This is a genomic window from Aeromonas sp. 55A, assembly GCF_051919665.1.
Taxonomy (GTDB): Bacteria; Pseudomonadota; Gammaproteobacteria; order Enterobacterales; family Aeromonadaceae; genus Aeromonas; species Aeromonas veronii.
The window spans coordinates 372,248-384,260 of the sequence record NZ_JBQBEH010000008.1 but is presented as its reverse complement, the minus strand read 5'-3'; the positions used below and the strand labels follow the sequence as shown (position 1 = coordinate 384,260).

Below are 12,013 nucleotides of genomic sequence, written 5' to 3'. Positions count from 1 at the left end.
ATATAGCCGGTCTCTTTTTTATTTCCGCAACCTTTACGCCTGTGGCGGGGTGCTTTCGGCGTTGGACATCACTGCATCGATTTGTACCAGAGCACCGGCGGGAAGTTCACTTACCCCGATTACGGTGCGGGCAGGCAGGTAGCCCGGGAAGTATTTGGTGTAGACGGCGTTGACCGCATCCAGATCGGTGATATTGCCGAGCTGGATATTGACCTTGACGATATCGTCCATCACATGGCCGATGCTCTCCACAATCGCTTTGATATTGCTCAGGCACTGGGCGGTCTGCTCCTTGATGCAGCCAGCCAGGATCTTGCCGGTGGCGGGGTCAATCGGCAGTTGCGCAGAGAGATGGTTGTAGTGGGAGAAGGCGACAGTCTGGCAATGGAGCGGGCTGCGTGGTGCCTTGTCGGTATTACGGGCACGGATCACCAGATTGTGACGGTCTTCCACCAGTTGCGGCGGGGTGCCATCACCGTGGGAGATGACCGCATCCATCTGCACCCGTGCACCCATGGGCAGAGCGGCGGCACTGACTACCGAGCGGGCGGGCAGATAGGCCACGGCGCGAGCGATGGCGGAGTCGGGGAAGAAGGTGGTGTAGACCTCGTTGACGGCCTCCAGATCGGCCAGATCGGTCAGATAGACGGTCACCTTGACGATATCGTCAAACGGCACGTCGATGCTCTCCAGCACCGCCTTGATATTGCGCAGGCATTGGCCCGCCTGCTCCGTGATGCCACCGGCAACCAGCTGGCCAGAGGCCGCATCGACCGGCAGCTGGGCGCCGATATTGTTGTAGTGGGAGAAGGCCACGGTATGGGTGGAGAACGGATTGTGCGGCGCCTTGTCACTGTTGCGGGCCAGTTTAACCAGCGGGCAAGGATCTTGCGGGAAGGTACCTTCGCCGTTGGAGATGATGGCATCGATCTGTACCAGCGCGCCCAGCGGCAGGGCGGCGACGGCGAGGGTGGTGCGGGTCGGCAGATAGCCCGGGAAGAATTCGCGATAGACGGCGTTGACCGCCTCCAGATCCGCCATCTCTTTCAGGAAGATGGTCGCTTTGACCATATCGTCCATCACATGGCCGATGCTCTCGATGATCGCCTTGAGGTTGCTCAGGCACTGTCTGGCCTGCGCGGTGACATCGCCACTCACCATCTTGCCGGTGGCGGGATCGACCGGCAGCTGGGCGGAGATATTGTTGTAATGAGAAAACGCCACCGTTTGGGTGCAGGGGCCCAGATCCTGGGGTGCATGGGGGGTATTTCTTGCCGACTTGATGATGGTGCCACTCATAGATATGCCTCTTTTTAATATTTGTTGTTCATTCAGGTACAGGTTTACCCCATCTTGTTGTGTGCCACGGCCACTGCGCCAGCGGCGGCATCCCCGGTTATTATTTGTGATCCACTCAATTACTGAGAGGAATAAGGGATAAGAGGACAGGGTAGATATTTCAGACGCTGCGATTCTATGAGTGGCTATCAGGGGTTGCAAACCGCTGATTGCATTTCTATGAGATGGCTCAATGGGTGCAAATTTAATCATATTGCTATTCAATTCATGCTGAATAGTCACCTGTTTGTCCGCCAATGGCCATGCATCGAACAATAGTCCAGTCCGGGCGGGGGTTGGGGCAGATACCTTGGCAGTGAAGGAGTGTAAAGAAAGGGTTAATGCGATGCATCAAGCTGCCATCAAACGATTTTATTGTGCATAGATATGTACTTTATGTTTTTTTAGTCATCTATCTTGCCGCGCAAAAATATGCTAGCAGAGATTACTGTAACAGTAGTTAAAGATGTGGCTGGAATATAATTCAAATATTTGCATGGGGGATGCTTGTTAATTATCGGTAGGCTGACGGTTGGCCCAGATTCGGAGCGTTTTTATCTTTTTATATATCTGGTGAAATATGCGTGACACAGCCCAGTGGTCCCATATCGAGGTGACCAGGGTTGGCAATATATCGGCTGACCAGGTGCGGCATGGTCAAGGCATCAAACAAGAGGATGACCTTGGCTCGACGCAGCGCTATGGATCGGGCTCTCTGCGCCGGTTGTAGTCTACAGCCTGCCAGGGATGAAAGGGTCGCGGGCGAGGCCAGCTGCCGTGGCATGGTTGTCTGCGGGATTGTTAACAAAAATGTGAACGAGATCACCGGATGGACAAGGGTTTAAGGCTGGAAATGGAGCAGAAAGGAGTAGAATGGCACTTTATTTTGAGGGTCATTCGATGCCCAACTATCACTTTTTCACGCTGGGCCAGGCGCTTACCTATCTCGATGCCAATGCCCCGCGCTATAGCGATGAGCGTCGTCAACTGGTTGAGCAGGGATTTGCCGCCATGGCGGCCCCCATCTTTGCAGATACGCCAGCTGAAGCACTGGCGTTGCTGCGCCAGCATCAGGCATGGAAGGAGGAAGCCATGGTCGATGCACTCTCCTTGACAGTTGCCACCGGGCCGACGCTCGTCTCCTGTTTGCAGGAGAACCTTTTATCCGCGAGTTGAACAGCATCATGGCACCATCGAGGTGGCGCCATGTTGCCGCTGTCCGCTTGCGATCTACCTCTGGTGCAGTTCGCCTTCCATTACCAGTAGAGTATCCATCCCTGCCGCCTTGCCAGCCTCAAGCCCGATCCGGGTATCTTCAAACACCAGACAGTTGGCGGGATTGGCGCCGAGCAGTTCGGCCACCCGCAAAAAGGTGTCGGGGTGCGGCTTGTGGTTGGTGACATCATCGGCGCTCACCAACACCGAAATATAGGCGTCGAGTCCGGTGCTTTTGAGGATGGAGTCCGCCTGATTGCGCGGTGAGCCGGTGCCAATCCCCATCTTCACCTTGCCGTGATAGTGCCTGACCAGCTCCCACATCTTGGGAAAGACGCTGACCTTGTCGATATGTTCCATATAGAGGGCAATCTTGCGACGGGTAAAGGCCTCGACATCCACCGTCAGCCCCTGCTGCTCGGCCAGCATGGCGATGATCTTGCGGGTGGGAATGCCGCCGTACTGATAGAGCTGATCCCGCTCGAAGGGGATGCCGAACTCGGCGCAGGTGAGCTCCCAGGCATCCAGATGGAGGGGCATGGAATCTACCAAAGTGCCATCCATATCGAAAATCAGGGCATCGTAGTGATCAAACCCGTACTGCTCACGCTCGCTCATGGGGGCTCCTCGAATCAAATAGAGCAGGTTAGCAGAAACGGTCGGCGTTTTGTGGGATCGGCTTCATGGTTGGGCATATTGTGGCCGCCGTTTTTTCTATCTCTTGCTGATTTGTGAGACAATAATCCGTTCATTGCCGGATACTTTGGCATATCAGATCTGCGAGTCCGCTTATGACCTCGAAAATATCCCCTAAAACCATCTTCTCCAGTGTGGCGCTGGTGATCGCGCTTGGTTCACTGGAAAAGAGCATAGTCACCACCCCGCTGCCCATGATTGGCGCCGAGCTGCACGCTGGGGCCGCCCTCACCTGGGTGGTCACCGCCTACCTGCTGGCGGCCACCGCCGTGCTGCCTCTCTACGGCAAACTGAGCGATCTCTTTGGCCGGGTGCGGATGCTCAATATCGGCATCGGCCTGTTTCTGGCGGGCTCGGTGGCCTGTGCTCTTTCCCAGGATCTGCCGACCCTTTTGGCGGCACGGGTACTGCAAGGGCTGGGGGGCGGCGGCCTGATTGCCCTCGCGTTTACCGTGATTGCCGACACCATTCCGCCGCGGGAGGTGGGCAAGTATCAGGGCTACATCTCGGCGGTCTATGCGGTCTCCAGCATCGCTGGCCCCTTGCTTGGCGGCTATTTCACCGAGCAGCTCAGCTGGCGCTGGATCTTCTGGATCAACCTGCCGCTCGGGGCGCTGGCGGTCTTTCTCATCAACCGCAACCTCAAGCAGCTCAACGTGCGTCGCCACAGTCGCTTCGACTGGAAGGGGGCGGGTCTGCTGATTACCGTCACCACGCTCACCCTGTTGCTGCTCTCGCCGGAGGCGGCGCTGCCCGCCGTCTGGCTCTCGGCGGCGCTGGGCGTTGCACTGCTGTTGCTCATTCTGATTGAGCGGCGTGCCCACGACCCCATATTGCCCGCCCATCTGGCCCGGCTGCCCGGCTATCTGGTGAGCGTGCTGCTGGTGATGCTCTCCCAGTTGCTGATGTTTGCCGTGCTGGTCTATCTGCCGTTGCAGATGCAGTGGCAGAAGGGGATGAGCGCCAGCGAGAGCGGCGCCATCATGGTCATCTTCATGATTTGCATCACTGCCGGTGCCTTTGTCGGCGGCAAGCTGATTGGCCGTACCGGCCACTACAAGAGCTTTGTCGCGGTGGGCTTTGGCCTCGCGGCGGTGGCTCTGTGGCAGATCCACTTCGATGCCTGGGTCAGGCTGGCGCTCGGGTTTGCCGGTATCGGTCTCGGTCTGGTGCTGCCCGCCCTCTCCGTGGTGGTGCAGAATGCCCTGCCACGGGAAGATCGCGGCATCGGCATGTCGCTGTTCAACTTCGGGCGGGAGCTTGGCGGTGCCGTCGGCGTGGCTATCTGCTCCATGCTGTTCCATTTCCGCCTGCCAGCTGGCAGCGGTGGCGATCTGAGCCGGCTCGCCCCCGATCTGCTGGCCCCGGGCTTCAGCGCGACCTATATCGGCATGGCATTGATCGCCACGCTGGCGCTGCTCATCACACTGCTGGCGTTGAAGCGCCACGAGCTGGCCTCCATCAGTGCCTGATCAGGCCTGCGCCGACATTGGCTCACCATAGATAGCATCAGGGCTCCCCGCGGGGAGCCCTGATGGTTATTTGGCGAATAGAGTGGCTGTTGCCATCAAGCCATTCGCATATTACTCCTGCGCCTGACTCTCCTTGCCCGCCAGCTGGCTCAGCCAGGCGAAGCGGCGATTGGCCTCCTGCTCTGCCTCTTCATAGAGCTGGCTGGCCACCTCAGGCAGCTGGCGCTCCAGCCGCTGGAAGCGGGGCTCATGGCGCAAGGTCTCGGCCAGCGAGGCGTTGGGGGCCCGCGAGTCGAGCGCCAGCGGCAACTTGCCCTCTCCAGCGCGGCGCGGATCGAAGCGGTAGAGCGGCCAGAAGCCGGTGGCGGTCAGCTGCTTCATCTGCTCATGGCTCTCGGCCATGTCGTAGCCATGCTCCTCGCAGGGGCTGTAGGCGATGATGAGCGAGGGGCCCGGATAGGCTTCCGCCTCCTGAATTGCTTTCACAGTCTGGTTCATCTGGGCGCCGAGGGAGATCTGCGCCACATAGACGTGGCCATACATCATCACGCTGGCCCCGAGATCCTTGCGCGCTTTGCGTTTGCCCTGCTCGCCAAACTTGGTGATGGCCCCAAGCGGGGTTGCCTTCGACTGCTGGCCGCCGGTGTTGGAGTAGCACTGGGTGTCGAGCACCAGCACATTGATGTTCTCCCCCAGACTCAGCACATGGTCGAGCCCGCCAAAGCCGATGTCGTAGGCCCAGCCATCGCCGCCGATGAGCCAGACCGATTTTTCCACCAGATAGTCCGCATCGCGAGCCAGCTCTTGGGCTGCCGGATCCTGGCTCTGTTGCAGCAGCTCCCGCAACTGCTGGATATGGGCCCGCTGCTCGGAAACCGGCAGGGTGGCATCGCCGAGCACCTCGCGCAGCGCTGCCGGAATGGTGTCGTCCAGGCTCGCCAGCAGACGGCGCACCCGCTCCCTGTGCTGATCGACGGTGAGACGGAACCCCAGTCCGAACTCGGCGTTGTCTTCAAACAACTAGTTGGCCCAGGCCGGCCCGCGCCCGTCGGCGTTGGTGGTGTAGGGGGTGGTAGGCAGGTTGCCGCCATAAATGGACGAGCAGCCGGTGGCGTTGGCAATCAGCAGCCGATCGCCATAGAGCTGGGTCAGCAGCTTGATGTAGGGGGTCTCGCCACAGCCGGAGCAGGCGCCCGAGTATTCAAACAGCGGCGAGATGAGCTGGGAGGTGCGGATGTCGATGCGCTCCAGCTGCTCGGCGCTGCGCTCTGGCAGGTCGAGGAAGAAATCGTAGTTGGCCTTCTGCTCGTCGAGGTGATCGAGCCGTGAAGCCATATTGATCGCCTTGCGATCCGGGTTGCTGCGATCCTTGGCCGGGCACACCTCGACGCAGAGGTTGCAGCCGGTGCAATCCTCCGGCGCCACCTGCAGCACGTACTGTTGGCCGCGCATGTCACGGGATTTCACATCCAGCGCATCGAGAGTGGCGGGAGCTGCGGCCAGCGCATCCGCTTCCACCACCTTGGCGCGAATGGCCGAGTGGGGACAGGCGGCGACACAGTAGTTGCACTGGGTGCAGAGCTCCGCCTCCCAGATGGGGATCTCCTTGGCGATATTGCGCTTTTCCCAGCGGGTGGTGCCGACCGGCCAGGTGCCATCCGGCGGGAAGGCGGAGACCGGCAGGCTGTTACCCAGCCCTGCCAGCATGGCGGCGGTGACGGTCTGGACAAAGTCGGGGGCCTTGGCCGAAACCACCGGTGGGCGGGGGCGGCTGGCGGGATCCAGCTCACCCAGCGGCACCCGGGTCAGGGCGGCGCAGGTTGCCTCCAGGGCCATCCAGTTGCGTTCGACCAGTGTCTGCCCCTTGCTGCCATAGCTGGTGGCGATGGCCTGCTTCAGCAGGCTGGTCGCCTCTGCGGGGGGAATGATGGCGCTGAGCTGGAAGAAGGCCATCTGCATCACGGTATTGATGCGGTTACCGAGCTGGCAATCGCGGGCAATTTTGGCGGCGTTGATGATGTAGAAACGCGCTTCTTTCTCGCGCAGGGCATGCTGCACCTCGCTGGGTAGTCGTTGCCAGATCTCCGCTTCGCTGTAAGGGGTGTTAAGCAGGAAGATGCCACCTGCTTTCAAGTGCTCCGCCATCCGGTACTTGTCGACAAACTGCCACTGATGGCAGCCGATAAAGTCCGCCTCGTCCACCAGGTAGGCCGACTGCAGCGGCCGCTCGCCCACCCGCAGGTGAGAGACGGTGAGACCCCCCGCCTTTTTCGAGTCGTAGACGAAATAGCCCTGCGGATAGAGCTCGGTGTGGTTGCCGAGGATCTTGATGCTGTTCTTGGCCGCCGAGACGGTGCCATCGCTGCCAAGGCCGTAGAAGAGCGCCTCCAGCTTGTGTTGCTGGCTGTGAATGGGGCTTGAGGTGTCCAGCGCGTTTAGCGGTAGCGAGAGACCTGTGATGTCATCGAAGATGCCGACGGTAAAGCGCGGACGCGGGTTCTCCTGCGCCAGTTCAGCAAACACCGCCAGCGCGCAGGCGGGACCGAACTCTTTGGAGGATAGACCATAGCGGCCGCCGATAACCCGCGGCAGGCTTGCCCGCTCGCCCCGGCTGACCGCTTCGGCCAGCGCCGTCATCACGTCGAGATAGAGGGGCTCGGCCTGTGCGCCCGGCTCCTTGGTGCGATCCAGCACGGCGATGGAGCGTGCACTCTCGGGAATAGCGGCCAGCAGATGCTCGGCCGAGAAGGGACGGAACAGCCGCACCTTCACCAGCCCAACCTTCTCCCCTTGGGCCAGCAGGCGCTCGATCACCTCCTCGCAGGTGCCGATGGCCGAGCCCATCAGCACCACAATCCGCTCCGCCTGCGGGTGGCCGACATATTCAAACGGCCGGTAGTGGCGGTCGGTCTGCTCGCCAAAGGCCTGCATCGCTTCGCTCACATGGCCATAGGCGGCGTCATACCAGGGATTGCTCGCCTCCCGGCACTGGAAGTAGGTGTCCGGGTTGGCGGCGGTGCCGCGAATGACCGGTTTGTCGGGGGTGAGCGCCCGGTCACGATGGGCGCGGATGGCATCAGCGGGCAGCAGGGCACGCAGGGTGTCGTCAGCGAGCGGCGCTATCTTGGCGATCTCGTGAGAGGTACGAAAGCCGTCGAAGAAGTGGATAAAGGGGAGGCGGCTGTTGAGGCTCGCTATCTGGGAGATCAGGGCAAAATCCTGCGCCTCCTGCACATTGCTGGCACAGAGCATGGCACAGCCGGTCTGGCGCACCGCCATCACGTCCGAGTGATCGCCAAAGATCGATAGCGCATGGGTCGCCACGGTGCGCGCCGCCACATGCAGCACGAAGGGAATGAGCTGACCCGCCAGCTTGTAGAGGTTGGGGATCATCAGCAGTAACCCCTGCGACGAGGTAAACGAGGTCGCCAGCGCGCCGGTCTGCAGGGCTCCGTGGACGGCGGCGATGGCGCCCCCTTCCGACTGCATCTCGACAACCCGGGGCACATCCCCCCAGAGGTTCTTGCCCCGTTCGCTCGACCAGGCCGACGACTGCTCAGCCATGGCCGAGCTGGGGGTGATGGGGTAGATGGCGATGACTTCGCTGGTGCGGTACGCCACCGAGGCGACTGCGTTATTCCCGTCTGTGGTGATCATCTGTTTTCCACTTTGCTATGCCAGTTTGAAAGCCGATAGTTGCATCGGCAATGGATAGGTCGCAGGCATAGTAAGAGGGGCAATGAGAGCGTATCAAACGGGATAAATAATCAATTAATAAGTCAGTAATAGTGGTTAATTTAATCCCGCCGCGTGGGGGAATGATTTTCTGCTGACAGCCGATGGATGGCGATTGACGGGCCATTGGCATGGCCCGTCAGCACGGGGTTAATCCTGATCCACTCGCAGCCAGATGGCACACTGATAAGGGGCGAAGAGTGGCAGTGGTTCGCCTGGGTAATTGGCCAGCAGCAACCGCATCTTGTCTGTCACCTTGTCGAAGTGGGGCATCGGCAAGGGGTTCGCAGTGAGATTGGCGAGCAGCAGCAGGGTGTGCCGCTCGCCGTTCGCCGGATCCTGCCAGTGGCGGCGATAGCTGATGCGCTCGGGATCATCCCCATCCAGCAGATCGAAATTGCCGTGGCGAACGACCGGGTGAGCCTTGCGCAGGGCGATGAGCTGGCGATAGCAGTGAAACGGGGAGTCGGGGCGGGCCAGCTGCTCGGCGGCATTTATCTCGACGTGGTTTGCATTGAGGGCAATCCAGGGCGTGGCCGTACTGAATCCTGCGTGGGGGACAGCGTCCCACTGCATCGGGGTACGGGCGTTGTCGCGGCCGATGGCATCGAGCCGCCGACTCAGCTCGGCAGGAGCCAGCCCTGACTGGCTGGCGCGGTAGTTGATTGCCTCCACATCGCGCAGCTCGTCCGGCTGCCAGTGGCGGTTGGTCATGGCGAGCTCCTCCCCCTGATAGATGAAGGGAGTGCCCTGCATCATGTGCAGCACCATGGCCCACAGCCTGGCACTGGTTTCCCGCCACTCGGGCCTGTCATCGCCAAAGCGGGAGACGGCGCGGGGCAGGTCGTGGTTGCCGAGAAACAGGCTGTTCCAGCCACGCCCGTGTAGCCCTTGCTGGTGGCGGGCCATGGCTCGCTTGAAGGCGAGGGGAGCAAAGCGGGATGACCACTTGTCACTGCCGAGCCCCAGATGCTCGAAGTTGAACACCATGCTGAACTCGCTGCCATCGTGGTTCGAATAGTTCTGCATATGGGCGAGATCGGCTCCCCAGGTCTCCCCCACCGTGATGATCCCCTTGCCGCCGAAGCTGGCGGCATTGAGCTCGCGGATATAGTCGTGCAGGCGCGGGCCATTGCTCATGGCAAGCTGGTCCCACTCCTTGCTCACCATATCGATCACATCGAAGCGAAATCCCTTGATCCCTTTGCCCAGCCAGAAGTTGATCACCGCCGCCATTTCGGCGCGCACCGCCGGGTTGTCCCAGTCCAGATCGGCTTGACTGGGATCGAAGTTGTGCAGGTAGTAGCGATCAAGCTCCGGCACGTACTGCCAGCCGCTGCCGCCAAAAATCGAGGTAATGGGGTGAGCGTCAACGAAGGCCTGGTCGCGAAACACGTAATAACTCTGATAACGGGGATCCCCGGCCAGTACCTTCATAAACCACTCGTGCTCGGTGGAGGTGTGGTTGGCGACGATATCCATCATGATGCCGATGCCGTGAGCGGCCGCTTCGGCTATCAGCAGCTCCATCTCGGTCAGGGTGCCGAAGGCGGGGTCGATGGCACGGTAGTCCGCCACATCGTAGCCGTTGTCCCGTTTGGGGGAGCGATAGATGGGGGTGAGCCAGAGCATATCGACCCCGAGGGTGGCCAGATAGTCGAGGCGCTGACGGATGCCGTTGATGTCGCCCAGTCCGTCGCCATCGCTGTCCTGAAAGCTCATGGGGTAGATCTGGTAGATGACGCAGCTATCGAGGTCTATATCGGGCGTGTGGAGGGGTTGCGGGTTCATCAGCGTGGCCGGTTGGGGGAGGAGATTTTCTATCTTACGCAGATGAGCTGCTACTCGACAGGGCAGGGGAAACCTTGAAAAGGGTTCCATTGTTGGCTGATTGCCAAAAGTGCGGGAAGGGTCACAAAGGTGCCATCCCAGGCCACGGCTGTGGTCGGGATGGCACGGCACTTAGCGTTGGATGCTATGCAGGAATACCGGTTATTGAGCAGCCTTGGCCTGCTCGCTGTGCTGCTCCTGCTGGCGCTCTGCCTTCTCTTGTTGGCTTTCCGCTTGCGCCTCCAGCTCCTTGCCGAGGAAGTAGTTCAGGAAAGTGCGGATCACCGCGATGATGGCGAGGCGGATCAGCTCCTCCTTGCTCGGTGCGACCGTGGTGGCCAGGATGTCTGCGGCCAGCTGGAACTCCAGCGCCAGAATGAGCCAACTGCCAAAGCAGAGACGAATACGCGGAAAACCGGGTTGGTGATCTCGCACCCGCGCCGCTAGCCAGAGGGTCTTGCCAAGCCCTATCACCACACAGGCGATGGAGATGATCTCCAGCAGCAGCTGGAACAGCTCGACCCCGTGCATCATCCCCTCTTTCAGGCTCGCTATCTCAAACACTCGGGTCACCTCCCTGATTCAAAAGAGGACACTATTAACACATCGCTTGGCAAAGGCCAAATCCGGTTCAGGCAATCAGTTTGAATTCAATCACATAGAGCGGCGGCAGAGCTGGGTAGATATCGCGGATCACCTGTTTGAGCTCGGGGAGGGCCATGTTCTCCTGACGGGCGTGCTCGTCGTTCAGTTCATCGAAGGCGACCGCCTTGACCGAGAGCACCTCTATGGTGCCAAAGGGCTGGTGCTCCGGGTTGGTAAACAGCGCCAACCGCTGGCCAGGCTGCCAGTTGGCTTCGCTCTCGTCGCGAATGGTGATGGTTTTGCGGCCCGCCTGAATATCGGCGACGAAGCGGCTGAAGAAGGTGAATTCGGGATGGGTAGACATGGCTCTCTCCTGACAGGGTTAATCGAAATGAGGTGAATGGAAATCAAAGGTCGAGATAGGCGCGCAGCCTGGTCAGATCGGCGATAACAGGGCCATCGCTGCCGTCGGCAACTATGCCCTGTTCGACCAGCTCCTTGAGGGCGCGGCGGTAGACCCGCTCTGTGGTGCCAAAGCGGGCCGCCTCGTGGGCCCGCTTGCGCGATCCCAGCATGGGGGTGCGCTGGCGTTCTCGCCACAGCTCATAGGCGATGTTGTAGGCAATGGGGTGGAGCAGCCGGCTGGTGGTGATCTCCAGGGTATCGAGATAGTCGCTGGCAAGCGCCGCGGCGAAGAAGAGGGTCAGCTCGGGCTCGGCCAGCAGCCGCTGGGCCAGCTTGTGGGCACAGATGACTCGGGCGTCCAGCTCGGTCTCGGCTACCACGTTCCACTGCACCGGGGTGGCACTGAAGAACTCCATCTCACCGAAGATCTGGCTGTGACACTCAATCTCGCCGAGCTGGAAGCGGCGGCCAGAGTGTACCGTGCTGTTGAGGGAGACCCGGCCACGTTCGACCAGATAGAGCTGCTCGCTCTGCTCCCCCTGCCGCATGATCAATTCGCCCGGCAGGTAACGACGCAGAAACAGGGTGCAGGCGTCGAGCGCCGCGGCAAAGCGGGGTTCAAGCTGCTGGAGTTCGGCGTGAAAACGGCCGAGGGGGTAGGGCTGTTGCTGCATGACGTACCTGTCGCACCGATGACGAGGGCCATGAGGCTAGCAAGAGTGCGGGCCGGATACCAG

At 60.5% G+C, this 12,013-nt stretch carries 8 protein-coding genes and 1 pseudogene; 2 read left to right on the top strand and 7 right to left on the bottom strand.

The annotated features are described in order from the left end of the window. Positions 1–33: 33 nt before the first annotated feature. Positions 34–1,299, bottom strand: coding sequence for a RidA family protein (locus ACTG2G_RS05565; protein WP_421386987.1), 1,266 nt, complete (start codon positions 1,297–1,299; stop codon positions 34–36). Between the two features lie 912 nt (positions 1,300–2,211). Here ACTG2G_RS05565 and ACTG2G_RS05560 point away from each other — a divergent pair. Beyond that, complete coding sequence (locus ACTG2G_RS05560; RefSeq protein ID WP_439985251.1) at positions 2,212–2,514, top strand: hypothetical protein; 303 nt, start codon at positions 2,212–2,214, stop codon at positions 2,512–2,514. 54 nt (positions 2,515–2,568) lie between these two features. Here ACTG2G_RS05560 and ACTG2G_RS05555 read toward each other — a convergent pair whose 3' ends face one another. Further along, the gene (locus tag ACTG2G_RS05555; RefSeq protein WP_421386991.1) at positions 2,569–3,171 is read right to left on the bottom strand and encodes an HAD family hydrolase; all 603 of its coding nucleotides are present in this window, start codon (positions 3,169–3,171) and stop codon (positions 2,569–2,571) included. 173 nt (positions 3,172–3,344) lie between these two features. Between ACTG2G_RS05555 and ACTG2G_RS05550 the strand changes: the two genes are divergently transcribed. Next, on the top strand, positions 3,345–4,721 hold the full coding sequence (locus tag ACTG2G_RS05550; RefSeq protein ID WP_421386992.1) for an MDR family MFS transporter: 1,377 nt from the start codon (positions 3,345–3,347) through the stop codon (positions 4,719–4,721). 111 nt (positions 4,722–4,832) lie between these two features. Here ACTG2G_RS05550 and nifJ read toward each other — a convergent pair. From nifJ to ACTG2G_RS05525, 5 genes and pseudogenes are all read right to left on the bottom strand, one after another. Further along, positions 4,833–8,378: pseudogene (gene nifJ, locus ACTG2G_RS05545) on the bottom strand (pyruvate:ferredoxin (flavodoxin) oxidoreductase). 228 nt (positions 8,379–8,606) lie between these two features. Further along, positions 8,607–10,247 (bottom strand): alpha-glucosidase, encoded by a 1,641-nt coding sequence (locus tag ACTG2G_RS05540; RefSeq protein ID WP_439985250.1) that lies wholly within the window; start codon positions 10,245–10,247, stop codon positions 8,607–8,609. A 201-nt stretch (positions 10,248–10,448) separates the two neighbouring features. Next, positions 10,449–10,850 carry a DUF1622 domain-containing protein gene (locus ACTG2G_RS05535; protein WP_338711230.1) on the bottom strand — a complete coding sequence of 134 codons (402 nt, stop codon included), beginning with the start codon at positions 10,848–10,850 and terminating at the stop codon, positions 10,449–10,451. Positions 10,851–10,917: 67 nt separating this feature from the next. Then, a complete protein-coding gene (yqfB, locus tag ACTG2G_RS05530; RefSeq protein ID WP_439985249.1) occupies positions 10,918–11,235 on the bottom strand; it encodes a N(4)-acetylcytidine aminohydrolase in 318 nt (105 codons plus the stop codon). A gap of 43 nt (positions 11,236–11,278) precedes the next feature. Further along, positions 11,279–11,950: a Crp/Fnr family transcriptional regulator gene (locus tag ACTG2G_RS05525; protein WP_227341140.1), complete on the bottom strand. Its 672-nt coding sequence runs from the start codon at positions 11,948–11,950 to the stop codon at positions 11,279–11,281. Between the last annotated feature and the right edge of the window lie 63 nt (positions 11,951–12,013).

Excerpts from the sequence above, each read along its gene's own strand:
- ACTG2G_RS05525 (WP_227341140.1), bottom strand. The coding sequence starts at position 11,950 with ATGCAGCAACAGCCCTACCCCCTCGGCCGTTTTCACGCCGAACTCCAG.
- yqfB (WP_439985249.1), bottom strand. The coding sequence starts at position 11,235 with ATGTCTACCCATCCCGAATTCACCTTCTTCAGCCGCTTCGTCGCCGAT.
- ACTG2G_RS05550 (WP_421386992.1), top strand. The coding sequence starts at position 3,345 with ATGACCTCGAAAATATCCCCTAAAACCATCTTCTCCAGTGTGGCGCTG.
- ACTG2G_RS05555 (WP_421386991.1), bottom strand. The coding sequence starts at position 3,171 with ATGAGCGAGCGTGAGCAGTACGGGTTTGATCACTACGATGCCCTGATT.
- ACTG2G_RS05540 (WP_439985250.1), bottom strand. The coding sequence starts at position 10,247 with ATGAACCCGCAACCCCTCCACACGCCCGATATAGACCTCGATAGCTGC.
- ACTG2G_RS05565 (WP_421386987.1), bottom strand. The coding sequence starts at position 1,299 with ATGAGTGGCACCATCATCAAGTCGGCAAGAAATACCCCCCATGCACCC.
- ACTG2G_RS05560 (WP_439985251.1), top strand. The coding sequence starts at position 2,212 with ATGGCACTTTATTTTGAGGGTCATTCGATGCCCAACTATCACTTTTTC.